Origin of the sequence: Mucilaginibacter lutimaris (assembly GCF_042676625.1) — a bacterium.
Lineage (GTDB): Bacteria > Bacteroidota > Bacteroidia > Sphingobacteriales > Sphingobacteriaceae > Mucilaginibacter > Mucilaginibacter lutimaris.
The window spans coordinates 386,810-411,328 of record NZ_JBHTIA010000009.1 but is presented as its reverse complement, the minus strand read 5'-3'; the positions used below and the strand labels follow the sequence as shown (position 1 = coordinate 411,328).

The 24,519-nt window shown below is 43.3% G+C and carries 22 protein-coding genes; 10 read left to right on the top strand and 12 right to left on the bottom strand.

Annotated features, from left to right (window positions below; all coding sequences use genetic code 11):
- Window positions 1-70 precede the first annotated feature (70 nt).
- The gene (locus tag ACFQZI_RS14485) at window positions 71-838 is read left to right on the top strand and encodes a TlpA family protein disulfide reductase (protein ID WP_377143630.1); all 768 of its coding nucleotides are present in this window, start codon (window positions 71-73) and stop codon (window positions 836-838) included.
- Between the two features lie 60 nt (window positions 839-898).
- Here the strand turns inward: ACFQZI_RS14485 and ACFQZI_RS14480 are convergent, their stop codons facing one another.
- Complete coding sequence (locus tag ACFQZI_RS14480) at window positions 899-1,252, bottom strand: HesB/IscA family protein (RefSeq protein WP_377143628.1); 354 nt, start codon at window positions 1,250-1,252, stop codon at window positions 899-901.
- Window positions 1,253-1,342: 90 nt separating this feature from the next.
- Between ACFQZI_RS14480 and ACFQZI_RS14475 the strand changes: the two genes are divergently transcribed.
- The 5 genes from ACFQZI_RS14475 (at window position 1,343) to ACFQZI_RS14455 (ending at window position 6,927) form a co-directional block, all read left to right on the top strand.
- Complete coding sequence (locus ACFQZI_RS14475; protein ID WP_377143626.1) at window positions 1,343-1,873, top strand: DUF7935 family protein; 531 nt, start codon at window positions 1,343-1,345, stop codon at window positions 1,871-1,873.
- 5 nt (window positions 1,874-1,878) lie between these two features.
- The gene (locus tag ACFQZI_RS14470; protein WP_377143625.1) at window positions 1,879-3,426 is read left to right on the top strand and encodes an acyl-CoA mutase large subunit family protein; all 1,548 of its coding nucleotides are present in this window, start codon (window positions 1,879-1,881) and stop codon (window positions 3,424-3,426) included.
- 309 nt (window positions 3,427-3,735) lie between these two features.
- Complete coding sequence (gene dnaA, locus ACFQZI_RS14465) at window positions 3,736-5,160, top strand: chromosomal replication initiator protein DnaA (protein WP_377143623.1); 1,425 nt, start codon at window positions 3,736-3,738, stop codon at window positions 5,158-5,160.
- Between the two features lie 203 nt (window positions 5,161-5,363).
- Complete coding sequence (locus tag ACFQZI_RS14460) at window positions 5,364-5,819, top strand: nuclear transport factor 2 family protein (protein ID WP_377143621.1); 456 nt, start codon at window positions 5,364-5,366, stop codon at window positions 5,817-5,819.
- 238 nt (window positions 5,820-6,057) lie between these two features.
- The gene (locus ACFQZI_RS14455) at window positions 6,058-6,927 is read left to right on the top strand and encodes a DUF4349 domain-containing protein (protein ID WP_377143619.1); all 870 of its coding nucleotides are present in this window, start codon (window positions 6,058-6,060) and stop codon (window positions 6,925-6,927) included.
- A 134-nt stretch (window positions 6,928-7,061) separates the two neighbouring features.
- Here the strand turns inward: ACFQZI_RS14455 and ettA are convergent, their stop codons facing one another.
- Window positions 7,062-8,744 (bottom strand): energy-dependent translational throttle protein EttA, encoded by a 1,683-nt coding sequence (ettA, locus tag ACFQZI_RS14450; protein WP_377143617.1) that lies wholly within the window; start codon window positions 8,742-8,744, stop codon window positions 7,062-7,064.
- Between the two features lie 126 nt (window positions 8,745-8,870).
- Between ettA and ACFQZI_RS14445 the strand changes: the two genes are divergently transcribed.
- The gene (locus tag ACFQZI_RS14445) at window positions 8,871-9,743 is read left to right on the top strand and encodes an FkbM family methyltransferase (protein WP_377143615.1); all 873 of its coding nucleotides are present in this window, start codon (window positions 8,871-8,873) and stop codon (window positions 9,741-9,743) included.
- A gap of 450 nt (window positions 9,744-10,193) precedes the next feature.
- Window positions 10,194-12,725, top strand: a complete 2,532-nt coding sequence (locus ACFQZI_RS14440; protein ID WP_377143613.1) for an ATP-dependent Clp protease ATP-binding subunit — start codon at window positions 10,194-10,196, stop codon at window positions 12,723-12,725.
- 57 nt (window positions 12,726-12,782) lie between these two features.
- On the opposite strand, the gene ACFQZI_RS14435 is transcribed toward ACFQZI_RS14440, so the two are convergent.
- Window positions 12,783-13,847 carry a carboxypeptidase-like regulatory domain-containing protein gene (locus tag ACFQZI_RS14435; protein WP_377143611.1) on the bottom strand — a complete coding sequence of 355 codons (1,065 nt, stop codon included), beginning with the start codon at window positions 13,845-13,847 and terminating at the stop codon, window positions 12,783-12,785.
- 13 nt (window positions 13,848-13,860) lie between these two features.
- On the bottom strand, window positions 13,861-14,940 hold the full coding sequence (locus ACFQZI_RS14430; protein WP_377143609.1) for a carboxypeptidase-like regulatory domain-containing protein: 1,080 nt from the start codon (window positions 14,938-14,940) through the stop codon (window positions 13,861-13,863).
- A 203-nt stretch (window positions 14,941-15,143) separates the two neighbouring features.
- Between ACFQZI_RS14430 and ACFQZI_RS14425 the strand changes: the two genes are divergently transcribed.
- Window positions 15,144-15,527: a hypothetical protein gene (locus ACFQZI_RS14425; protein ID WP_377143607.1), complete on the top strand. Its 384-nt coding sequence runs from the start codon at window positions 15,144-15,146 to the stop codon at window positions 15,525-15,527.
- 124 nt (window positions 15,528-15,651) lie between these two features.
- Here ACFQZI_RS14425 and ACFQZI_RS14420 read toward each other — a convergent pair whose 3' ends face one another.
- From ACFQZI_RS14420 to ACFQZI_RS14405, 4 genes are all read right to left on the bottom strand, one after another.
- Entirely contained in the window at window positions 15,652-16,464 is an 813-nt protein-coding gene (locus ACFQZI_RS14420; RefSeq protein WP_377143605.1) for an enoyl-ACP reductase FabI, read from the bottom strand.
- Between the two features lie 584 nt (window positions 16,465-17,048).
- Window positions 17,049-18,704 carry a DNA repair protein RecN gene (gene recN, locus ACFQZI_RS14415; RefSeq protein WP_377143604.1) on the bottom strand — a complete coding sequence of 552 codons (1,656 nt, stop codon included), beginning with the start codon at window positions 18,702-18,704 and terminating at the stop codon, window positions 17,049-17,051.
- Between the two features lie 149 nt (window positions 18,705-18,853).
- Window positions 18,854-20,908, bottom strand: coding sequence for a M56 family metallopeptidase (locus ACFQZI_RS14410; RefSeq protein WP_377143603.1), 2,055 nt, complete (start codon window positions 20,906-20,908; stop codon window positions 18,854-18,856).
- 68 nt (window positions 20,909-20,976) lie between these two features.
- Window positions 20,977-21,354 (bottom strand): BlaI/MecI/CopY family transcriptional regulator, encoded by a 378-nt coding sequence (locus tag ACFQZI_RS14405; protein ID WP_377143601.1) that lies wholly within the window; start codon window positions 21,352-21,354, stop codon window positions 20,977-20,979.
- Window positions 21,355-21,560: 206 nt separating this feature from the next.
- On the opposite strand from ACFQZI_RS14405, the gene ACFQZI_RS14400 reads away from it, so the two are divergent.
- Window positions 21,561-22,331 carry an MBL fold metallo-hydrolase gene (locus tag ACFQZI_RS14400; RefSeq protein WP_377143600.1) on the top strand — a complete coding sequence of 257 codons (771 nt, stop codon included), beginning with the start codon at window positions 21,561-21,563 and terminating at the stop codon, window positions 22,329-22,331.
- Here ACFQZI_RS14400 and ACFQZI_RS14395 read toward each other — a convergent pair.
- From ACFQZI_RS14395 to ACFQZI_RS14380, 4 genes are all read right to left on the bottom strand, one after another.
- Complete coding sequence (locus ACFQZI_RS14395) at window positions 22,328-22,747, bottom strand: response regulator (RefSeq protein ID WP_377143598.1); 420 nt, start codon at window positions 22,745-22,747, stop codon at window positions 22,328-22,330. The two genes, ACFQZI_RS14400 and ACFQZI_RS14395, sit on opposite strands and share 4 nt — an antisense overlap.
- A gap of 375 nt (window positions 22,748-23,122) precedes the next feature.
- Complete coding sequence (locus tag ACFQZI_RS14390; protein WP_377143596.1) at window positions 23,123-23,698, bottom strand: Crp/Fnr family transcriptional regulator; 576 nt, start codon at window positions 23,696-23,698, stop codon at window positions 23,123-23,125.
- A gap of 15 nt (window positions 23,699-23,713) precedes the next feature.
- A complete protein-coding gene (locus tag ACFQZI_RS14385) occupies window positions 23,714-24,067 on the bottom strand; it encodes a hypothetical protein (protein WP_377143594.1) in 354 nt (117 codons plus the stop codon).
- A 2-nt stretch (window positions 24,068-24,069) separates the two neighbouring features.
- Entirely contained in the window at window positions 24,070-24,426 is a 357-nt protein-coding gene (locus ACFQZI_RS14380) for a nuclear transport factor 2 family protein (protein ID WP_377143592.1), read from the bottom strand.
- Between the last annotated feature and the right edge of the window lie 93 nt (window positions 24,427-24,519).

Here is a 24,519-nt window from a genome sequence, read left to right as displayed (position 1 = left end):
ACAGTTTAATTTATTTGTAGCGCTTGCATCTTCAAAAAACAAAACTTAATTTTCAGGAAACAATCTACCTATGTCACGTTTGGTTTTAACAGTATTAATTTTCGTTGCGTGCCTTACAGCTAACGCGCAACAAAAAGACCCGGCAAGCATCCTTAATAATGAAAACCTTCGCCTTAAAGATTCCACCGGCAGGATGTTGGACTATAAAGAATGGAGGCCGCTTGTAAGTTCGGGCGAGTATTCTATCCGCAGTGTATATACTGCTAAAGATACTGTACATACGCTTCACCATTTAACCGCCGAAGAAAAAGCACGAATACCAGGTATGCGTAACTCAAATGCTGCTGTTCTAACCCAACCGCAACAGCCAACTGTTACACTTGGCCCACAGCCAAGCCCTGCCGAGGCCTTCCCTATCGGGTATAAATTAAATATGCTCACCACCCGCGATATGGATGGTAAAAAGGTTGATAATAAAATGGCCGAAGGCAAAATAGTAGTCATCAACTTTTGGTTTGTTGGCTGCCCGCCCTGCAGGGCCGAAATACCTGAGCTTAATAAACTGGTTGCCGAGCATGCCTCCGATCCTGATATCATATTTTTAGCCGTTGGGTTAGATGAGGCAGGCGATATAAGGGATTTTATTAAAGATCATCCTTTCAACTATCGCCAGGTAGCAAGCGCCCGCCGTTTTTGCGACGCCTACGGCGTAACCCGTTATCCCACCAATGTTATTATTGATAAGAAGGGAACTATTCAATACAGTTCGATCGGTTTCAGCACTAATTATATTGAATGGATGCGAAAAACCATTGAGGTGATCAAAAACGAAAAATAACTGTACAAAAAAGGCTTCTTAAATTTAAGAAGCCTTTTTTATGTTTCATATAAAAACTGGTTATACCGAAAATGAAGTACCGCAGCCGCAAGTGCTTGCCGCGTTGGGGTTATTGAAGGTAAAGCCACGTGCGTTCAATCCGTCCTGAAAATCTATCATCATGCCGGCAAGATATAAACCGTGTGCCTTGTGCATAAAGGTTTTTATACCATCTATAATGTACTCCTGGTCGCCGTCTTTCTTTTGGTCGAAGCCTAAAACGTAGCTCATTCCAGAGCAACCGCCGCCTTCAACGCCAATGCGCAGGCCAAAATCATCACTTAACTCCTGTTGGTCTCTTAATTTAAAAAGTTCTTTAACGGCACCTTCCGAAAAAGTTACCGGGGCAGTTAGGGTTTCAACAATCGCGCTCATCTTATTTTTATTTAACTACACAAATATAAGGTAAAATGCGGATTTTTGCACCGACCGATTTTTTATGACCTCCGCATAACATTAACAAAAATGCAACTATACAGTTTACTATTAGATGTTTTAAAATATACCGTAGCCGGCATGGGTATTGTTTACATTGCTTTTTACCTGTTTAAGCCCTATCTGGATAAAACATCAAACCTGCAGGTGCTGGAGTTTAAAAAAGCCATGACAACCCAAACCTTGCCCCTGCGTTTGCAGGCATACGAGCGTTTGGTATTATTTACCGACAGGATAACCCCATCAAATCTGCTTATCCGCCTTAACGGCAACAGCTACAGCGCGGCCGAACTGCACAGCATTATATTAAACGAAGTACGTACCGAGTACCAGCATAACATTACCCAGCAAATTTATGTAAGCCCGCAGGCGTGGGCGGTGATAAGGCGGGTTAAAGATGACACCCTTAACCTGATCACCAGCGCCGTAAAGGGCCTGCCCGAACATGCTACCGGGTTAGACCTGGGTAAAGTAGTGTTAACCCACCTGAGTAAATTAGAAGACAACCCTTATGATATCGCGATTGACATGATCAGGAAAGATCTTGAACATTTATTTTAAACGATATGGCCGATAAAAAATTCACAACCACTTCGGGCATCGAAATTAAAGAAGTTTATACCGAGCCATCGGGAATGACGGAGTTGCCTGGGCAGTTCCCATATTCCCGCGGCATCCAAAAAGACATGTACCGCGGCAAACCGTGGACCATGCGCCAGTACGCCGGTTTCTCTACTGCCGAAGAAAGTAATAAGCGCTACCATTACTTATTAAGCCAGGGCACTATGGGCCTTTCGGTAGCATTTGACCTGCCTACCCAGATTGGTTATGACAGCGACCACGAACTATCTGAAGGCGAAGTAGGCAAGGTTGGTGTGGCTATAGATTCGTTAAAAGATATTGAGATCTTGTTTGATGGCATCCAGCTAAAGGATATTACCACCAGCATGACTATTAATGCCACGGCATCTATCCTGCTGGCTATGTACATCGCATTAGCAAAAAAACAGGGCGCGGATATCAAACAGATCTCAGGCACCATACAAAACGATATATTAAAGGAGTACGCGGCAAGGGGCACCTATATTTATCCTCCTACGCCATCCATGCGTTTGATCACCGATATTTTTGAATACTGTAGCAAGGAAGTACCTAAGTGGAATACCATATCTATATCAGGCTACCACATTCGCGAGGCGGGCTCAACCGCTGTGCAGGAACTGGCCTTTACTCTGGCGAATGGCAAAGCTTATTTAAAAGCGGCCTTAGAAAAAGGGTTGGATATAAACGTGTTCGCCAAACGCCTGTCATTCTTCTTTAACTGCCATAACAATTTCTTTGAAGAGATAGCAAAATTCAGGGCGGCGCGCCGCATGTGGGCGCATATTACCAAAGAGCTTGGCGCAACAGACCCGGGCGCGCAAAAACTGCGTTTCCATACCCAAACCGGCGGTTCTACCCTAACGGCACAACAACCCATGAACAACGTAGTGCGTGTAAGCATGCAGGCTTTGGCCGCGGTACTGGGTGGCACACAATCGTTACATACCAATGGTTACGATGAGGCATTGTCGTTACCAACCGAGGCCGCGGCCAAAATAGCTTTACGTACCCAGCAGATCATAGCCTTTGAAAGCGGGGTTACCGATACCGTCGATCCGCTGGCAGGCTCTTACTTTATAGAAGCGCTTACTGATGAACTGGAAGCCGCGGCACAATTATATATAGATAAGATAGACGCTATGGGCGGTTCGGTAAAAGCCATTGAGCAGGATTATATTCAGCAGGAGATAGCGGCATCGGCCTATAAATATCAAACCGATATTGAAAGCGGCGACCAGGTGCTGGTTGGCGTAAACAAATTTACCCAGGCCGAAGAGGTGAACCCAAATGTGTTTAGGGTTGACGATGCCATACGCAGGCAACAAATAGATAAGCTTGAGCGTTTAAAACACGAACGAAACAACGCTGCCGTTGAAAAAGCACTGCAAAATTTAACAACCGCGGCGCAGGGGACTGACAATTTAATGCCCTATATTTTAATTGCTGTTGAGACCTACGCAACCCTTGGTGAGATAGCCGATACCCTTAGAAATGTTTTTGGGGAATATTGACAACTTTTGTCGTTCTAATTAAGAATTTTCCTTAAGATTTTATTGTAAAATAATCCACATTTTTCGCGTTAACGGTGTTCAAACTTTTAAAACCGCAATACGGAAAAACTGACGCATAAAATAGCGTTCTACATGCGAAATATAATGTTAATAACTTTAATATCCGCAATGAAAAAGCATAATTTTTATAAATATATTTCTTAAAATTTATTTTTTTATCCGCTTTTTTTTAGAATATTCGATGTTCCGAAACGGCCGAAAATTTGGCTTCGTCGGAGACTGGAAATCAAGATATTACTCGATACTCATATGGAAAAAACTTGTACTAACGTTTGGAATAGCTGCCTTCAGATCATAAAAGACAACATACCGGCACAAAGCTTTAAAACATGGTTCGAACCAATAAAAGCTTTACGGATGGAGGGTAGCGTTTTAACGATACAGGTACCAAGTTTATTCTTTTATGAGTGGTTAGAGGAACACTACGTAGGCTTACTGCGCAAAACAATAAAAAAACAACTGGGCGACGAAGGTCGCTTAGAATATAACATTGTTGTAGAGCAGTCTACAAGCAAACCGTATACTACTAATATCCCCTCGAATGGAAATGGTGCTGAATCAAAAAATCAGTCTATGCCGATACCAATTTCGATAAACAAAGATATTAAGAACCCGTTTGTAATACCGGGCCTTAAAAAGCTGAATGTAGACCCGCAGTTGAACCGCAACTATACCTTCGAAAGTTTTGTGGAGGGCGATTGCAACCGTTTAGCGCGCTCTGCAGGTTATGCTGTTGCTGCCAAACCGGGCGGTACATCATTTAACCCGCTAATGATATATGGTGGCGTAGGCCTTGGTAAAACCCACCTGGCACAAGCCATTGGTAACGAGATAAAACGTACCCTGCCAGATAAACTGGTATTATACGTAAGCTGCGAGAAATTTACCCAGCAATTTGTTGATGCCCTAAAGCACAATAACATAAACGATTTTGTTAACTTTTACCAGGCGATTGATGTACTCATTATGGACGATGTACACAACTTTGCAGGTAAAGAAAAAACACAGGATTTCTTCTTCCATATTTTTAATCACCTGCACCAAAGCGGCAAACAACTGATCATTACATCAGATAAAGCCCCCAAGGATCTGGCTGGTTTAGAGGAGCGCCTGCTATCGCGTTTCAAATGGGGCCTGTCTGCAGATCTGCAGGTTCCTGACCTGGAAACACGTATGGCTATCCTTAAAAACAAAATTTACCAGGACGGCATTGAGCTATCAAATGATGTGGTAGAATACGTTGCCCATAACATAGACAATAACGTGCGCGAACTGGAAGGCGCTATGGTATCGTTATTAGCGCAAAGTACGTTAAACCGCAAGGAGATAGACCTGAACCTGGCTAAGCAAATGCTTAAGAATTTTGTGAAAAATTCTGCCAAAGAGATCTCAATGGAATACATTCAGAGCCTGGTTTGCGAATATTTTGAGGTGCCTATTGAGATGGTAAAATCACAAACCCGCAAACGCGAGATTGTACAGGCCCGCCAGATCTCGATGTACCTGGCAAAGGCACACACCAAAAGCTCACTAAAATCAATTGGTAGCTTTTTTGGCGGCCGCGACCACTCTACCGTTATTTACGCCTGCCAAACTGTTGAAGATTTGATTGATACCGACAAGAAATTTAAAGGCTACGTTGCCGACATCCAAAAGAAATTAAAAATGTCGTAATGTCGACGTGTTAAATATTTGAGAGCCCTGCAGAAATGCAGGGCTTTTGGGTTTTAAAGCCTTGTCATCCTGAGCGATAGCGAAGGATCTATTATTGAACTGTGCTCATCGAATTGTATGTCGACGATAGATGCTTCACTATCGTTCAGCATGACAATTATTGTTTGATTTTATTTAAATTGCCTTAACCAAACAGCACAATTATGAAAAAACTACTCTTCATGGCCTTACTTATGGCATCTACTACACCCGCCTTTTGCCAAACCGCCAAAGACGATATTAAAAAAGTAATTACCACCATGTTCGATGGAATGCGCAAGGGCGATACGGCTATTCTACGCTCTGCATTTCACAAAGATATGGTGCTGCAAAGTGTAGTGAACAAAAGGGATGGCTCAACCGCTTTGGTGACTGAAAAAGCCGACGACTTTGTAAAACAGGTTGGCACCCCACATAAAGAAATTTACGACGAGCGCATAACCTGGGGCGACATTAAAATAGATGGCGACCTTGCCAGCGTATGGACACCGTACAAATTCTATGTTGGCAGCCAGTTTAGCCACTGCGGTGTAGATTTTTATCAACTCATGAAAACCGCCACCGGTTGGAAAATTATTTACATTGTAGATACAAGGCGCAAGGATAACTGCGTGGAGTAAATTATAAAGATTGTCATTTCGGGGGAAGCGTAGCGACGAGAGATCTTGTTAGATAATGGTAGCGGACTTTGCAAATCTAACAAGATTTCTCCTCACGCCCCCCAAGGCTGCCGCGTGTTCGTTCGAAATGACAAATTATGCCCCCTAACCCTCTTTGTAACATTCTGGATATCAAAAATTAAGCGGGTTACTATTGTTTGATCAACGGTATAAATACTAAACCAAAAATGAAACAATTATGAAAACGAAGATCTTTATCGCGATAATGGCCTTGGCCTTATTTGCAGCCTGCAAGGGCAGGAACGGCGCTTATGAAGTAGTGAACAACAGCATCAATGCCGATACTACCGGCGCCCAAAGTAGTGCGGCCGATACAGTTGTTACCGAACCCAAGCTGGTGAAAACAGCCAACATGAGCTTTAAGGTTAAAAATGTGCAGCAAACCGGCGACTCTATCTCCCATCTTACTGCCAAACTAAACGGCATGGTCACGCACCACGAAATGGGTTCTACAGTTGAACGCAGCCAGGATGTTAGGCTAAGCGATGATTCGGTTATGCGGGTTTCGGCATTTAATACAACTGCCGACATGACTGTAAAAGTCCCTTCAGAAAAGCTTGAGGATTTCATGAGCAGCGTTAGCCACATGGGTATCTACGTAACCTCACGGAAAATGGATATTGAGGATAAATCGCTGGACTACCTGGCGGCGAAGCTTAAATTGAAGAACCGCAGTGAAATGGTGGCCCAACAAAAAACAGGCAAAATTAAGATCAAAGACCCGGCGGCCGTACTTTGGTTAAAAGATAATATGATTGATGGGCAGATCAATAGCCAGAAAATAGATCAGGCCGTAAATTACAGCGTGGTTAGCCTCAGCTTTTATCAAAGCAACACCATCTATAAAGAACGTATCGCCAATGATGATCCGTCAGTTTACAAAATGCCTTTTGACAACCGCCTGTTGATGGCGCTAAGCAACGGCTGGTTTTTATTTACAGAACTTATGCTTGGTCTGGCCAACCTTTGGATGCTGATACTGTTAGGTGTTGGCGTTTGGGTAGCGTTTAAAACTTTTAAGAGGAAATATCCTGCGTTGAAAGTTTAAGAACTGGCGGCCTAAGCGGATGGACTGACAGAGCCACGTTATTGCACGCTATGACATGGTCTTATAAGAAAAGCCCGGCTGCTAACGTAACCGGGCTTTGTCTTGGCTCTTGTTTCTTAAAGTCCTGACTCTCGTTACGCCGTCAACTTTTTATACTTAATACGCTTCGGCGTTACATCGCCAACGCGTTTCTTGTAATTTTCTTCGTAATCGCTATAGTTACCTTCAAAGAAGTACACTTGCGAGTTGCCTTCAAAAGCAAGAATGTGGGTACAAACCCTATCCAGGAACCAACGGTCGTGACTGATGATCACCGCGCAGCCGCCAAAGTTTTCTAAAGCCTCTTCCAGCGCGCGTAAAGTGTTTACATCGATATCGTTGGTCGGTTCATCCAGTAATAAAACATTCGAACCCTTTTTAAGCGTAATAGCCAGGTGCACGCGGTTACGCTCACCACCCGATAGTACGCCCACTTTTTTCTGCTGATCGGCACCGTTAAAATTAAACTTAGATACGTAAGCACGCGAGTTTAGCGGGCGGTTACCTACCATAATATTGTCAAGCCCATCGGTTACGTTTTCCCAAACAGATTTATTAGGGTCAAGATCATCATGCATCTGGTCAACATAACCCAGGGCAACTGTATCACCCACACGGAAAGTTCCTGCATCGGGTTGATCTTGCCCCGTAATTAGGCGAAATAACGTAGTTTTACCCGCGCCGTTGGGGCCAATAATACCAACTATGCCCGCAGGAGGCAATGAGAAACTTAAGTTCTCAAATAATACTTTATCGCCATAAGCCTTGGTAACGCCATTTGCTTCTATAACAATGTTGCCCAAACGCGGGCCCGGCGGAATAAAGAGCTCCAGTTTTTCTTCCCTTTCCTTCGTTTCCTCGCTAGCCAGTTTTTCGTAGTTTGATAAACGCGCCTTGCCTTTTGCCTGGCGTCCTTTAGCACCCATCCGCACCCACTCCAACTCGCGCTCCAAAGTTTTCTGGCGTTTGCTTTCGCTTTTCTCTTCCTGTGCTAAACGTTTCGATTTTTGATCGAGCCAAGACGAGTAGTTGCCTTTCCAGGGCAGGCCTTCGCCGCGGTCAAGTTCCAGGATCCAGCCGGCAACATTATCCAGGAAGTACCTGTCGTGCGTTACAGCAATTACGGTACCTTTATATTGTTTCAAGTGTTGCTCCAGCCAGTCTATAGATTCAGCATCCAGGTGGTTGGTAGGCTCATCAAGCAATAACACATCCGGTTCTTGTAAAAGCAGACGGCACAAGGCCACACGACGGCGCTCACCACCAGATAGTACCGAAATTTTAGTGTCCGGCTCAGGGCAGCGCAGGGCATCCATAGCACGTTCCAATTTTACGTCAAGTTCCCAGGCGTTTACCGCATCTATCTGGTCCTGCAATTCACCCTGGCGGGCCATCAGCTTATCCATTTTATCGGCATCGCTGTAATATTCCTCTAAACCGAATTTTTCGTTTATCTCTTCGTATTCTTTTAACAGCGCGTTAGTTGCGGCAACACCTTCCTCTACAATTTCTTTAACGGTTTTATCGGGGTCAAGCTCAGGCTCCTGGCTCAGGTAGCCTACGGTATAGCCCGGCGAAAATACCACTTCGCCAATGTTGGTCTTATCAATCCCGGCAATGATTTTCAACAATGATGATTTCCCCGAGCCGTTTAAACCTATAACGCCGATTTTAGCTCCGTAAAAAAACGACAGGTAAATGTTTTTTAATACTGTTTTTTGAGGTGGGTAAACTTTGCTTACCCCTGCCATTGAAAATATAATCTTTTCGTCTGCCATTGTTGGTTATAATTTTAGAGGTAGCAAATATCATCTAAAAACCTAAATAATGCTACGGCATATCATTTTTTTGCCCCGTGTTATTTATGTTTAACAAACAATTGCTATAAAGTTCTATTTTGCACTATGCAACGCACAATAAAATTTGTTTTAAACCATCCATTTACCAAAGGGCGACCTATTGCTGCACTTGCTAAGCTGTTTAAATGGCAGTTATTATCACGTTTGAACAAAAGGCCGGTTATACACCAATTTACAAAAAACAGTAAACTATGGGTGTGGAAAGGGCTTACAGGCGCAACGGGCAACGTTTATTGCGGCTTGCATGAGTTTGAAGATATGGCGTTCCTGTTACACCTTTTACGCCCCGGCGACCTCTTTATAGACATAGGCGCAAATATTGGCAGCTACACCATATTGGCATCTGCTGAGGTAGGGGCACATTCAATTGCAATAGAGCCTGTTCCGCAAACCTTTACATACCTTACACAAAACATCCAACTCAATAGTATCGAAAATAAGGTAACAGTCTTAAATATTGGTTTAGGTAAAGAAAGTGGTTCACTAACTTTCACTAAAGGCTTTGATACCGGCAACCAGGTAGCAACAGCCGAAGATACAGATGTGATAAATGTAGCCGTTGATACGCTCGACAACATCCTCGATTACCAAACGCCATTATTATTAAAAATTGATGTGGAAGGCTTTGAGACAGAAGTATTGAACGGCGCTGCCCATACTTTAGCCTCACCCGGTTTAAGGGCCATAATTATAGAATTAAACAGTGCGGGTGATAAATACGGTTTTAATGAAGATGATATACACCAATTGCTAATAAGCCATGGCTTTAAAGTTGCCGGTTACCTACCGTTTAAAAGGGAACTAATTGATGCTACCCGTAAAACCGAACACAATACGCTGTACATAAGAGATGAGAATTTTATAAGATCCCGCTTAAATGCTGCCGGTAAAATATATGTACAAGGCAGGAAAATATAACGCCGGGGCGTTATTAACAGCATGTGCGTAATTTTCACCACAAATTCATCTTATAACTTGTATCTTTCAATGTAAATCGCTTGGTTTGTTAAAAGCGTTTATAACAGGCAAACATTTCTACAGTGTATGCCGTATTGTCATAACAATGACTATTTGCCTTGCTCAAAGCAGGCATTTACAAATTATTCGCAATAGGTTTAAACCATTTGGGCACCGGCCTATCAAATTGTGAGGGTTTAACCGTTTAATATTAGTACTCAAGCGTTTTGTAGTTCTGAAAAGCAAAATTGCGGCTCTTTCAATCTTATTTTAACAGGCCATATATCATAAAATTGTCTGTTTAACGTAAAGCAAAAAAGTTGGCAATATTGTTGATAAATGTTACAACAATCGTCTTGACAGATAAAAACAAATTTATAGATTAGGACGATCATAATCAGAAAGGTATATATGGAAGCTAAATTTTCGCCACGGGTTAAGGATGTGATACAATACAGCAGGGAAGAGGCGTTACGCCTTGGGCATGATTATATTGGAACCGAACACCTTCTTCTTGGCCTTATTCGCGATGGCGATGGTGTGGCAATTAAACTATTGAAAGGGCTAACCGTTGATACCGCTAAATTACGCCGCGCTGTTGAAGATGCTGTAAAAGGCACCATTGGCACTAACGTACATATTGGCAGCATCCCGTTAACCAAACAAGCCGAAAAGGTTTTGAAGATAACTTACCTTGAAGCTAAAATATTTAAAAGCGATGTGATAGGTACTGAGCACCTGCTGCTGTCTATCCTGCGCGACGAGGATAACATCGCATCACAAATACTGATGCAGTTTAATGTAAACTACGAGGTATTTAAAAGCGAGGTAGAATCAAACAAAAATGATGTTACCGACGAAATGCCGGGATCATCAACAGGTGGCGACGACGATTTTAAAGAGGACGACACCTTTAGCCAGCCTAAGAAAGTATCAGACATAAAATCCAAAACGCCTGTACTTGACAATTTTGGCCGCGACCTCACCAAAGCTGCCGAAGATGGTAAACTTGACCCTATTGTAGGCCGCGAAAAAGAAATAGAACGCGTATCGCAGATCTTATCGCGCCGTAAAAAGAACAACCCTATCCTGATAGGTGAGCCGGGGGTTGGTAAAAGCGCTATTGCCGAGGGCTTAGCCCTGCGCATAGTACAGCGTAAAGTATCCCGTGTATTGTTTAACAAACGCGTGGTTACCTTAGACCTTGCTTCGTTAGTGGCAGGTACAAAATACCGTGGCCAGTTTGAGGAGCGTATGAAAGCCGTGATGAACGAGCTGGAAAAATCTCCGGATGTGATCCTGTTCATTGATGAGATCCATACTATTGTTGGGGCAGGGGGCGCATCGGGCTCGCTGGATGCCTCAAACATGTTTAAACCGGCTTTGGCCCGTGGCGAGATCCAATGCATTGGCGCAACCACACTTGATGAGTACCGCCAATACATCGAAAAAGATGGCGCTTTAGACCGCCGTTTCCAAAAGGTAATGGTAGAACCTGCCACACCTGATGAAACTGTAGAGATACTTAACCGTATTAAAGAAAAGTACGAAGAGCACCACGGTGTAACTTATACCGAAGAAGCCATAAATGCCTGCGTTGCCTTAACTACCCGTTATATTACAGACAGGTTCTTACCGGACAAAGCTATCGATGCTTTGGACGAATCGGGTTCTCGTGTGCATTTGACCAATATCCACGTTCCGCAGGACATACTGGATATTGAGCAAAAAATTGAGCAGATCAAACTGGAGAAGAACAAAGTTGTACGCAGCCAGAAATACGAGGAAGCGGCTAAACTGCGCGATACCGAGAAACATTTGCTTGAAGAGCTTGAACAGGCTAAAGCCGTATGGGAAGCCGAAACAAAATCTAAACGTTACACCGTTACCGAAGATAATGTTGCTGAAGTAGTAAGCATGATGACCGGTATACCGGTACAACGCGTAGGCCAGGCAGATAGCGCTAAGCTATTGGCTATGGGCACTACCATATCTGGCAAAATTATTGGCCAGGATGATGCTATTAAAAAGCTTACCCGTGCTATACAACGTACCCGTGCAGGGTTAAAAGACCCTAAAAAGCCAATTGGTTCGTTCATATTCCTGGGCCCTACCGGTGTTGGTAAAACCGAATTGGCCAAAGAGCTTGCACGCTTTATGTTTGATACCGAAGATGCGCTGATACAAATTGATATGAGCGAGTACATGGAGAAATTCGCGGTATCACGTTTAGTGGGTGCGCCTCCGGGCTACGTGGGTTACGAAGAAGGCGGACAACTTACTGAGAAAGTACGCCGTAAACCATACGCTGTAGTATTGCTGGATGAGATAGAAAAAGCTCACCCCGATGTATTCAACATATTGCTACAAGTATTGGATGAAGGTCAATTAACCGACTCATTAGGCCGCAAGGTTGACTTCAGGAACACCATCATCATCATGACATCTAACATTGGTGCACGCCAGTTAAAAGATTTTGGTCAGGGTGTAGGCTTTACTACCAATGCTAAAACAACACAGGCTGAGCAACACTCACGCGGTGTGATAGAAAACGCCTTGAAACGCGCTTTCGCCCCTGAGTTCCTGAACCGTATTGATGACGTTATCGTGTTTAACTCTTTAGGTAAAGACGAGATCTTCAAAATTATCGATATCGAACTTTCATTCCTGTTTGGCCGTGTAAACAGCCTGGGTTACAAAATAGAGCTTACTTTGGCTGCCAAAGAGTTTATTGCCGAGAAAGGTTACGACTCGCAGTTTGGTGCAAGGCCGCTTAAACGCGCCATCCAGAAATACCTGGAAGACCCAATTGCCGAAGAGATCCTGAAAGGTGAAATGACCGAAGGCGACACCCTAATGGTTGACTACGACAAAGAAGCCGACCAGATAAAAGTGATCGACAAAAAGAATGAAGCTAAACCTGAAGAAGAAGAACAAAAATAACTTTTTCGGAAACGGATAACTTAATCCCCGCTTGTGATACAAGCGGGGATTTTTATTTCACTCCCTCTCCGGCGGCCAATAATCTGCAGGCAACAATTCAACTACTCTTATATTACCCCACATGAGGCCAAAGGTTACGGCCGAACGATTAAGTATTGTTGCGTTGGTATCAAAATAAAGATATTTATCATTGAAGATGATAGTAGCAACTTGCATCCCTGATACTTTACCGGTATACAACGGCGACAAATGGAGTGGGTTGTGTTGAACTAAAAATACCGTTAGATCGGCGCTGCTGCCCATTGCGTATATGCCTTTTTTTTCGGTTAGATGAATATACTGGGCCATACGCAACGTGTCATAAAATAGTTTGTTAGCTTCATTACGATGTTGCAGTACCAGAAAATTACTGTCGGCTCTATCAGCTAATACTTCACGCAAAAAATAAGTAGGCGTACGTATGTAGGCGTTTTGCCTGTATTTTCTCCAGCGGGCTTTTTGCAAATCAGACGTACTGATTTTCTCCTCAAAGCTTACCGAACCCTGGTAAGAAACCGTCCCTGCCTTTTTATCAAACACAAAATCATCCAACAAATACTTGACCTTGTAGCCAAGTATTTTATTGTCGATTTCTATCAATCCGTTTGATTTTGCGGTGAGGATCTGCTCGTTAGAACTGTAGTTCAACTCCAATACTTCCGGATTAAGGATTTTACATTCGCCAACCGCCAAATGGAAAGAGCCCATAAATTGCTCTGTAAACTCTTTCAACTTCCTTTTCCATTTAGGGTCGCTGCCTATTTGCACCTCTTTCATTATGGTTGTTTTGGGCAGCATTTTTATAGCGGGCACTGTGAGGTTGCCATTTACGGCTATGGTTTGGCGATGGGTTTGATAGCCTATTACACTCACTATCAGCTCGCACTGTCCGGTTGCTGATCTGTAAATGGCGAAACTTCCGTCACTCTCTGCTTTGGTGCCTATGGTGGTATTGTTGATAAATACGCTGGCATCAGGTATAGGTTTCCCGGTATCGGCATCAACAATTTTACCCTCAATTTTTAATTGGGCAACTGACGCTATCGGTATCAGAAAGAAAAGTAACAGGCTTAAATATTTCATTAACGTCCACAGGTTATTTCTCGTCCGGCCAGTAATCTATCGGCAGCAATTGGGCTACTCGGGTTACTGCCCAAGCGTTGTTAAAGCTGGCTCCCATGGGGTTTAATATAGTGCCGTTGCTGTCGAAGTATAAAAACTTGTCTATAAAACTGATGCCCGATCGCGAACTGTGGCCTGTAAACCTGGCTTTAGACTTTGCCCTGCCATAACGCCTGGTGGGGTAGTAACTTATAAAAAAGCTTCCTTCGTAGCCCATGGCATAAATACCGGGTCTTTCTGTGGGGTGGATATAATCCTTAACTTTTAGCGGTTTGGTGGTATTAGTTACCGAGAACGACTTGCTACCGCCACCGCCAGAGCGTGTGGATGATGACAAAACTTCTACCGAGTAACTGCTATCTACCCTGTTAGCCAATATCTCGCGCAAAAAATGTAAAGGCGAGCCAAAGTAAACATCGCGGCGGTTCCTGGCCCATTGCTCCTTTTGCTCTTCGGTGCCGGGCATCTCTTCAAACAATACATACCCCTCGTAGGCCACACGATCGCTGTCGCGATTTAGGGAGAAGTTGGATAACAAGTATTTTAGCTTATAACCTAAAGCGTTGTTAGCTATCTCTAAAAAATCATCTGCTTTACCGTTAAGTATCCCGCTGCTACGGCCATATTTAAGGTCTAAAACTTCGGGATTTATGATCTCGCATTGCTTGGCATATTGCGATGATCCGAGGAACTGCTCTGCAAACTCCTTAAGGGCTTTTTCCTTTTTTGGGTTGTAGGCAACCTTTAATTCGGCAAGCATGGTAGTTTTCAGCACGAGGTCAATATCGCCCAAAGCCAGATCGGCATTTACCATAAAAGTTTGATGGTATGTTTTAAACCCTACCATGCTTATAATAAGATCGTGCTGGCCTGCACTTAAGATACGCAGGGTGAATGTACCATCGTTAGCGCTTTTAGTGCCGATAGTTTCGTTATTTAAAAACACGCTGGCATCAGCCACAGGTTTGCCATCGTTTACAATACGCCCTGTAATTCTCAGCTGTGCTAAACAGGCAAGCGGGGCTAATAAAAGTATGAGTAAAAAGTATTTCATAATAGCCGGATGCTTAAATATACAAAACACTTTTTACTGAGGGGGTGCTGCTTATGAATTGATTACCTGCTTAGTTTATGTGTAAATTTTAAATTCATGTTAAACCTTTTCCGTTTTTTTTGTTCTTAGATATATAAAACTATCATAAATACGTTATGAATATGATCATGGCTTAGTTTATGGTTTAAAAAAAACAATCTTATATGAAAAAATTATTATCTATTATTTGTCTGTTTACCGTGGTGCTTACAGCAGCATCTTGTAAAAAAGAAACTATTGTTGGCCCGGGTGCCCAAACAGTATTTACTAAAGCCAATAATTGGGTTACTACCGATGGCGGCCGTACTTACACTGCAGATGTTGCTATGCCAGAAATTGACAGCTACTTTGACAACAACGGCGCCGTTTTAGTTTACAATGACCTTGGCAGCGGCGAGTACGAGCAATTGCCAAGCGTTTTTGAAGGTGTAACTTACAGGTTTACCTACACCGGTGGCCATGTTTATATTGATGCGCAAAGCAGCGATGGTACCGGAACTATCACCGTGCCCCCAACGCTTAACTTGAAAATTGTTTTGGTAGACTAAAAAAAATCAAGACCTACAAAAAAGGCCTCCGGAAATCCGGAGGCCTTTTTTGTATCCTTATCAGTGTCTGTCAAAGGTTTAGCATGCCAATGTTTCGACGGGCTCAACATGACAAATTGTTATATTATTTTTCCATTTGCTCTATCACAGCGGCAGTTACGCCGGTGAAAGAAAAACCACCATCGTGGAACAGGTTCTGCATGGTAACCATTTTGGTTAGGTCGCTAAACAGGCTTACGCAGTAATCGGCACATTGGTCGGCATCGGCATTACCAAGCGGACTCATTTTTTCGGCATAGTTTATAAAACCATCAAAACCTTTTACGCCGCTACCCGCAGTAGTGCGTGTTGGCGATTGCGATACGGTATTAACGCGTACGTGCTTTTTAACACCATATTGGTAACCGAAATTACGCGCTATGCTTTCCAAATATGCTTTATTATCGGCCATATCGTTATAGTCAGGAAATACACGTTGGGCGGCAATATAAGTAAGCGCCACAACAGACCCCCACTCGTTTATGGCATCAAGCTTCATGGCTGTTTGCAATACGCGGTGAAAGCTAAGTGCAGATATATCAAGGCCCTTGTGGGTAAATTCATAATTATTTTCGGTGTAGTGGATGCCTTTACGTACGTTAACACTCATACCTATAGAATGCAGTATAAAATCTACACCGCCGCCAAAATGCTCCATGCTTTTGGTAATGAGGTTGGTAACATCCTCATTGCTGGTAACATCCGCCGGGATAACAGGGGCATTACATTCCTCTGCAAGTTTATTTAGTTCGCCCATGCGTAAAGCCAGCGGCGAGTTGGTTAAAACTATTTCGGCACCTTCTTCATGGCAGCGTTGCGCTACTTTCCAGGCAATAGATTGCTCGTTAAGCGCACCAAAAATAATTCCCTTTTTACCTTTTAATAAATTGTAAGCCATTGTTTTTAGTTTTATAAGTGTGGCAAAGTTATAAAATTAGTTTGCAGTTTACAGTGGGTAGTTTGCAGTTAGTTTGTTGGCAGTTGGTGTTTATAGATTGGCTGGTTTAAAAATTTGGTAACCGCCAACTTGATACTGCCAACTTAATTTAGGGCGTTCCCGTTAGCCAACGGGCGGGCTATCCGCTCATACTGCACAGGCCTTAGCCACCGGCCGGTATCCGCTTCTACCCCTAACGCATTTGTCTGAACCAGGATTTATGGGATTAAAAGATTGACAGGATTTTTAAAAAGCGTTGGCCAAACGTCAAAGCGTGCGGGCCGGGAGTTGGCGGGAATGTCGGTTTAGCTTTCGAACTCGCGATAGCGGGAGAAAGCGTTAAGAACCGGCGGGGCGGGCGGAAGCATTCGCTTTGACTTGGCCTTTTCTTTTGGTTCGTTTTCTTTGTGGCTAAGACAAAGAAAATGAACTTCCACAGGCTAAGTATAAAATACCGAACCATTCCTAACGAAGAACTAATTACAGACTTGGCTCATCTAACAAGATTTCTCCTTGTACCTCGTTCATAGGATGACAAGTTGGTGTTACCCCGCCAACAGCTCCCTCGCGTTTTGCAACGCGCTTTCGCCGGGATTATCGCCGCTTAACATTTTAGCAATTTCGGTCACTCGTTCAGTATCGCTAAGTTTTTTAATGCGTGTTTTAGTAACAGATTCGCTGTCGTCCTTATAAACAAAATAGTGGCTTTTGCCCTTGCCGGCAATTTGTGGCAGGTGGGTTATAGTGATTACCTGCAGGTTTTGTGACAAGCGCTCCATTACCTGCCCCACCTTGTTGGCAACCTCGCCGCTTACACCCGTATCAATCTCATCAAAAATAATTGTTGGCAAGGCGGTGTATTCGGCAATGATAGATTTGATACTCAACATCAGCCTGCTCAGCTCACCGCCCGATGCCACTTTACTCATATCGGCCAGCGCATGCCCTTTGTTTGCCGAAAACATAAATTGAATAGCATCCATGCCTGTTGCGCTCAACTCCGTAAGCACGGCATCCTCTATTTCAAGCACCGAGTTTGGCATCCCCATTTCCGCAAGATTCGCCAAAACTTTCTCCTGTATCACCGGGATTGCCTTAGTACGATTAGCGGATAATTGCTGCGCGATAGTTTCTAATTCAGCTTTGTCGATAGCTATCTGCTTTTGTAATTTATCTACCGCCTCATCTCCAAACACAGCTTGTTGTATCTTGTCCGAAAGATCATTCTGTATATCCAGCAATTCCTGGTTGTTGTTAACCCGGTGCTTTTTTTGCAGGTTGTACAACATGCTTAAACGGGTGTTTACCTCTTCGGCACGCGCCTCGTTGGTAAAGGTGCGCTGCTCAATGGTTTCCATTTCGGCGGCAATGTCCTTAAGTTCTATTAAAGCGCTTTTCAGGCGTTCGTGCAGTTCTTCTATTTCGGGGTTATACTTCTCAATGGTAGAGATCTGCTGCCCGGCCTCGCGAAGCTGTATAATGGCCGATGTTTCGCCCTCGTGCATCAGGTAATGCGCACCCAACAGGTTACGCTTTATTTCTTCGGCATTGTTTAGCGTGGCCAGTTCTTTTTCCAATCCCTCCTGCTCATCGGCGGCAATGCCGGCTTTTTCCAGTTCATCAAACTGAAACTGGTAGTAATCAAGGTCGGCTTTGGCCTTATCGTTTTGCGCTATCAAATCATCCAACTGCTTAAGCGCTTTTTTGTAAGCGCGGTATTTAGTTTGATAACCTGCAAGCAACTCTTCATGCCTGCAAACGCCATCCACAACCAGCAGCTGAAAATCAGGATCATTTATTTCTCGTGTTGCGTGCTGCGAGTGGATATCAATTAGCTTTTCGCCAAGTTGCTTCAGGGTAGCGAGGTTCACCGGAGTATCATTCACAAAAGCACGCGATTTACCATCGGCCGAGATCTCGCGGCGCAGTACGGTCTCGCCTTCATAATCAAGGTCGTTATCTTCAAAAAAAACGCTAAGATGAAATCCTGCTATCTTGAACGCGCCCTCTATCACACACTTTTTTTGCTGATTAAAAAAGTAACGGCTCTCGGCACGCTGCCCAAGTATTAGCGATAGCGCACCTAAAATAATGGATTTACCCGCGCCTGTTTCACCGGTCATAATATTCAACCCTTTATCAAAGTTGATTTCGAGGTTATCTATAAGCGCGTAATTTTGTATGGTTAACCTTTGAAGCATAAAAAAGTATCCCCTTTTTGAGGATACTAAATTACTAATTTTAATAGGAATTGTTTGGTGAGTGGTTGAATAAGTTAAGTAGTGAGTGGTTCTCAAATCACAATCTCTATTCCACTATTCTCCAATCACCACCCAACCACTCACTAAACTTAATTGCTTTCAGCCGGTTCCGGTTTCTCGGGTGCCTCGGGCTTTTCGGCAGCCTCCGGCTTTTCATCGTTATTGTTGTTCCAGTTGTAATATTGCTCCGGATGCGCCTTCCTGTATTCGGCTACTTTCTTTTTAAACTCGGGCGTTTTAGTGTAAGCCCTAAGTTTTTCTGATGCCTCCCGTAAAGCCTTTTTCTCCTTTTCAATTTCGGGGTTGCGTGTAAAAGCGCGCATTTCACGGCCTGTTTTGCGCATCTCTTCCTGTTTCAGTTTAATATCCGGGTTGTTAAATGCTTCGCGCATCCTATCGCCTGCGGCACGCATTTCTTCACGTACTTTTTGCACTTCAGGGTCGTTGGTGTATGAGCGCATTTGCTTGCCCAGTTCCTTCATCTTATCCTGCTGCTGCAACACATCTGCAGGGATGTTCTTTTTAAGCTCATCCTGGTATTTACGGTAGTTTTCGTTATGGTCGCGTTCGTCGTAGGTGAACGTTCCGTTAACAGGCACACCATATTTTTTAGCTATACGGGCGTTCATATCCTTAAAATCCTTGGATTCGTAATACTTGCTCATTACCTCACCCGCTGCCGACATTTGCTTGCTCAATTCATCTATCTTTCCGCTGCGGCTACCCCATTGTCTCTCAAACTTGGCGGCAGCTTTTTCCTGCGCGGCAGTTGCCTGCTTTATTTTATCACTGTTGTAAAACGCGTCAATATCTTTACCCAGTTTATCCATTTGTTCGCTTTGGGCTTTAAAAGCAGCGCTCTCATAATATTTACCTATAGCGTCGCCATGTTTTGATACTTCTTTGCTCAGGCGGCCCAACTCAGGGTCGTTTAAGCCGTTATAGTTATAGTACACATGGCCGTTATTTTTTTCGGCAACTGCTTTAGCACTCCATTTAGCTTCGGCCTTTGCCTTTTGGGCCATAGCTTTAGTAGCCTTTGCCTGATATTTTACAGCCTTTTTTGCAGGAATGGTATCTGTTAAGATAGCTTTTATTGCCTCTGGCGTAATCTTTTTTACTGATATTTTACCTTGTGCAATCTGGGGGTTTAGCAACGCTAAGCTGCCAACACTTAAGGTTAGTATAAGCATGGCCACTAATGTTGGCCGCACGCTTGGGATTTGTTTTTTTGTTTTCATGATCCTTTCAATTCGGTTTAATAAATAATACTTTTTGCCTGTTACAGCCAGCGCTAACTGTAACTCGTTTTGGCGGTTTTGCTCCAGTTTAAACAGAGCTTTAGCATAAACAACAGGGTTTTGCGTAGCATCTACAACCATATCGTCGCAGCTGTTCTCGCGTTCTTCGCCTATTATTTTGTTGATAAGTAACACGCACGGATTAAAGAATAACAACGTGGTTACAACTTGCTGCAGCAGGTTAATAAGGTAGTCGTTACGTTTAATATGAGCCAGTTCGTGCATTAATATGGCTTCAATTTCTTCGGACCCAAGGTAGGTTGACAAAGTAAAGGGCAACAGGATAACCGGTTTAAAGTAGCCTACTATACAAGGCACGTCAACAAATTGGCTAAAGCCAACTTTTACGGTTCTGGTTATATCCATTTTTTTAGCAAAGGCGGTAATTTGCTGTTGCAACTGCACGCCAAGGCTCATGGTACGTTTAATAACGCGGATCTTGCGGTGGGCAAGCACTACCCTGACCATGTTTAATACCAAGCCTAAAGCATATACACCGGTTACGTAAGGCAGGTAGCGTTCGATACTATAATAATAACGGATGCTTTGATTGCCAAACTGCTGTATACTATGTGGGAAACTTGCCAACAATGGCATATTCTTAAGATCGGCGGGTTTAGCAAGCCAGTCATACAGTTGTATCTCAGCTATAAGGGTATATGCAAACCACCCGGTGATAGCCAACAGGCTGCTAACGGCAAATAAGTATTTTTTTGATGATGAAAGCCCGGTTGCCAACAGCAGCACAACTCTTAACAGGAAATAAATAAGCAGCCCCTGCCATAACGAATGGATAATGGTGATCCCCAATACCTGGCTGATGTTGTACAGTATGTTTTCCATATGGCTTAATTCTAAAACCTAAATCCTAAACTCTAAATGCTAAATCCTAATCTCTAATTAATTAACCTCTAATCTCTTCTACCCTCAAACTGATCTAAAAAGTTCTTTATGGCATCTATCTCATCTTTTGATGCACGGTGCTGGCCCAGGGCCTGTATCACCAGGTCGGACGTTGAACCCTTAAATACCGTTGATATAATTTTATCGAGCGCACCCTGCTGTGCCTGTTCGCGGGTTATCAGCGCTTTATATAAATGCGTTTTAGCTGCGGTATCGCGTTCTACCAAACCCTTTTCGTGCATTATTTGCATCAATTTTAACGTTGTGGTGTAGCCCGCATCTTTGTTTTTAGTCAATTCCTCGTGCACATCACGAACGCTGCACTGCCCTCTTTTCCAAATCACCTGCAATATTTCCAGTTCGCTTTCAGTCGGTTTTAAATCCATGTTGTAAAAGTTATACGAATTTCTTCGTACAAATATGTACGATAGTTTTCGTATATCAAAATTTTATTTAAAATATTTTATAAATCTGTTTATAAGTAGACGTAGTCTGATTAAAAACGTTACACATTAGTCAGCAAAACGTCCTTAAAATGGCCAATATTCGCCTGCTTAAAATTTGTGGGTTATATTTGCGCAAACATTACATTATGGAAATTTTTGCTTTAGGTGAGGGCTCGTATTCGGTTGATGCTACTAAAAAATTTATCCCCTTTAACCCCGAAACCGATAGCAAGCGCGACCGGCCGGGCTCACTTTTTATTCACGTGAACCCCTTCCTCATTACAACCGCGGATGACCTTATTGTATTAGATGCCGGACTTGGCTATAAAGACACCCGCGACGAGCTGTTGCTTCACCAGCACATTCGCAACGCCGGTTTCGATCCGGAGGATGTTACCCTTGTACTCATGTCGCACCTGCATTACGACCATTCGGGCGGTTTGGTTGTAGAACGTAACGGCAGATTAGAGCCAAGCTTTCCGCAGGCTACACACGTCATTCAAAAAGATGAGTTTGAATTTGGGTTAAGCGGTAAATCGACTTCATACCATGCAGAGATATTTGAGGCCCTGCAAAACAGCGCCAAAATAGATTTTGTAGAAGGCAGCGGTGAGTATAAACCAGGCATTAAGTATGAACTATCCGGCGGGCATAGTAAATTTCACCAGGTGTTTTGGATAGATATTGAAGGACAAAAGGTGTTCTTTGGCGGGGATGAACTTCCCGAACCGGAGCAGTTGATCAGAAAGTTTGTAGCCAAGTACGATTATGACGGGCACCGTTCGGCCGAACTAAGGATTAAATATGGCAAAAAAGCCGCGGCAGAAGGGGATATATGTTTATTTTACCATGCCCGCGCAACTGCCATTGGCACAGTTAGCTACCAAAACGAGGCATTTACCGTAAGCCCTGTTTAGTTAGGCGATACGCCAAAAAGCTCTTTAATTTTTTCTACGTTAAGCGGTTTTGAGATAAAATCCTTTACAAGGGGGTACGATCGGGCTTTGTTAATATCGTTACTAAAAACCGATGAGGAGATAATATAGATCTTGCTTTTACCCAATGGGTCGAGGTTAAGGCGTTTGTACTCGTCTAAAAACTCCCAGCCATTCATTATAGGCATATTTATATCCAGCAATATATAATCCGGCAGTTTATTCGGGTCTTTTTGCTGAATCTCAGCCAGTTGATCAATCGCGAACTTCCCATTTAGGCATGCCATAATATCTGTATTGGTCAAAGCCTTCTTTATCAACTTTATAGAGATAAAGTTATTTATTTCGTCATCATCAACCAATAAAACACTTACTGTTTTGTCGTTATTAGGGCTCATATTGTCTTTATACGGAAACGCAAATAAAAAAGTTATATTCCTTACAGTTGTAACGTTACATAATTTATTAGATTATCGTCACAAACGATAAAGAGTTTTCCCTTAGAGCATTTGCCTATCAATAGTTAAATTGAAGTAAAGGTATATTTACACACATACGCAAATGGTGTGTATTCAGATTGTTACAAAGCATTCCTATTCTAAGTTGCGGATGGTATTCTTAATGCATCAAATTTTACCGCTAAAAACTTTAAATGGCTGCGCAAGATTTGATTTATTAAAGTATGTCAGAGTTGAGGATACTAAGGTTAGTTTCTTTTAAAAAATTATCCCACCAAGCCGTTTTTTTAGCTATTGGGAATTGGGCTAAAAAAGTTATACCCTGCTCTCTTTGCGCATCATACTTAAGAATGCAGGTGTAATGCCTAAATAGCCGGCAATATGCTTTTGCGCGATGCGCTGCTCCAGGCCGGGGTATCGCTTACGAAATTCGAGATAGCGCTCTTCGGCCGTTTTATAAAGTTGTGAGGTTATACGGCGCTGATACAGTTCAAAGCCATTTTGCGTGAGGACACGGAAAAAGCGCTCAAACTTTGGGATGGTTTGGAACAGGTTCTCCAGCTTTTGTAACGATGTGTAATACACCTCGCTGTCTTCCAGTGCCTGAATGGCATTTGCTGAGGGCTTTTCTTTAAAAAAACTTACAATATCGCAGGCCCACCAGTTTTCGGGGTAGAAACCGATGTTATGCTCTTCGCCGCTTTTATCGGTATAAAACATGCGCAGGCAACCACGCTTTACAAAATAAATATAGCGGTCGGTTTCTCCGGCGTGCAGCAACCAGCTGCGTTTATTCACCTCCTTAATTTGAAAAAAGGAAAGCACTTGCTCCTGTTCAAGAGGGGCAAGTGCTATATGCATGGCAAAATTATTCAGAATAAGCTGGTGCATACGCTAATATAGGTATTACAACGCAACCCGGCGTGTCATGTATAATTTTAGGTCGGCAAGTGCGGCCAGGCGCAGCGGTTCGGCAATATCGCGGTAAGCATCGCTTTGCGCCACTTTTAAAAACGCCTCGGCACTGTCGTATTCAATAATAGCAATGGCATCCCAGTTTTCGTCTTTATCAGCTATAATACTTGCTAATACGTTACTTACGAGGTTAACTTTCGCTTCCATACCTAACATTTCCATCACCCGGTTAAAGGCGGGAATATATTCTTCCATGTAAAGGCGACGATCTGCAAATTTAAGCATATTCAACATCAGTATCGGTCCTGTGCCTTGCACGGTATCCGGGATAGTTACAACTCTCATACTTAAAAGAAGCCTACAATACGGGTAATATGGTTTTGCTCATCAAATTCAAAATAATCCATGCCCTCTACAGGATAACCTTCGGGGCGGATAGCCAGCCAACGGAAACGGCCGCTGCTGTGATGGGTAACCGGTTCATCAAGTACCTTAAAGGTGCGCGGGCCCATTTGATCGTACGAACTGACGATAAGATCGGTTATAGCGTCGCGCCCGGTAATGGTGTCTGTTAGCTTGTCGGTATATGTCCCGGCATCTGACCAGCATTGATCGATCTTTTCGCGGATGGCATTACGTTCAATCTCGTTCCACGCGCTGGTGTAGAGCTGAATGGTTTCTTCTATACTTTTTTTGTTTTCCATGATACAAAGGTCCACCTCCGCGGCAACAAAAAAGTTCAACTGGTTGAAGATTTTAAAAAAGTAAGATCGGCAAGTATGGGTACAAAAAAGGCC

Coding starts and splice junctions, on each gene's coding strand:
- ACFQZI_RS14485 (WP_377143630.1), top strand. CDS start 71: ATGTCACGTTTGGTTTTAACAGTATTAATTTTCGTTGCGTGCCTTACA.
- ACFQZI_RS14480 (WP_377143628.1), bottom strand. CDS start 1,252: ATGAGCGCGATTGTTGAAACCCTAACTGCCCCGGTAACTTTTTCGGAA.
- ACFQZI_RS14475 (WP_377143626.1), top strand. CDS start 1,343: ATGCAACTATACAGTTTACTATTAGATGTTTTAAAATATACCGTAGCC.
- ACFQZI_RS14470 (WP_377143625.1), top strand. CDS start 1,879: ATGGCCGATAAAAAATTCACAACCACTTCGGGCATCGAAATTAAAGAA.
- dnaA (WP_377143623.1), top strand. CDS start 3,736: ATGGAAAAAACTTGTACTAACGTTTGGAATAGCTGCCTTCAGATCATA.
- ACFQZI_RS14460 (WP_377143621.1), top strand. CDS start 5,364: ATGAAAAAACTACTCTTCATGGCCTTACTTATGGCATCTACTACACCC.
- ACFQZI_RS14455 (WP_377143619.1), top strand. CDS start 6,058: ATGAAAACGAAGATCTTTATCGCGATAATGGCCTTGGCCTTATTTGCA.
- ettA (WP_377143617.1), bottom strand. CDS start 8,744: ATGGCAGACGAAAAGATTATATTTTCAATGGCAGGGGTAAGCAAAGTT.
- ACFQZI_RS14445 (WP_377143615.1), top strand. CDS start 8,871: ATGCAACGCACAATAAAATTTGTTTTAAACCATCCATTTACCAAAGGG.
- ACFQZI_RS14440 (WP_377143613.1), top strand. CDS start 10,194: ATGGAAGCTAAATTTTCGCCACGGGTTAAGGATGTGATACAATACAGC.
- ACFQZI_RS14435 (WP_377143611.1), bottom strand. CDS start 13,847: ATGAAATATTTAAGCCTGTTACTTTTCTTTCTGATACCGATAGCGTCA.
- ACFQZI_RS14430 (WP_377143609.1), bottom strand. CDS start 14,940: ATGAAATACTTTTTACTCATACTTTTATTAGCCCCGCTTGCCTGTTTA.
- ACFQZI_RS14425 (WP_377143607.1), top strand. CDS start 15,144: ATGAAAAAATTATTATCTATTATTTGTCTGTTTACCGTGGTGCTTACA.
- ACFQZI_RS14420 (WP_377143605.1), bottom strand. CDS start 16,464: ATGGCTTACAATTTATTAAAAGGTAAAAAGGGAATTATTTTTGGTGCG.
- recN (WP_377143604.1), bottom strand. CDS start 18,704: ATGCTTCAAAGGTTAACCATACAAAATTACGCGCTTATAGATAACCTC.
- ACFQZI_RS14410 (WP_377143603.1), bottom strand. CDS start 20,908: ATGGAAAACATACTGTACAACATCAGCCAGGTATTGGGGATCACCATT.
- ACFQZI_RS14405 (WP_377143601.1), bottom strand. CDS start 21,354: ATGGATTTAAAACCGACTGAAAGCGAACTGGAAATATTGCAGGTGATT.
- ACFQZI_RS14400 (WP_377143600.1), top strand. CDS start 21,561: ATGGAAATTTTTGCTTTAGGTGAGGGCTCGTATTCGGTTGATGCTACT.
- ACFQZI_RS14395 (WP_377143598.1), bottom strand. CDS start 22,747: ATGAGCCCTAATAACGACAAAACAGTAAGTGTTTTATTGGTTGATGAT.
- ACFQZI_RS14390 (WP_377143596.1), bottom strand. CDS start 23,698: ATGCACCAGCTTATTCTGAATAATTTTGCCATGCATATAGCACTTGCC.
- ACFQZI_RS14385 (WP_377143594.1), bottom strand. CDS start 24,067: ATGAGAGTTGTAACTATCCCGGATACCGTGCAAGGCACAGGACCGATA.
- ACFQZI_RS14380 (WP_377143592.1), bottom strand. CDS start 24,426: ATGGAAAACAAAAAAAGTATAGAAGAAACCATTCAGCTCTACACCAGC.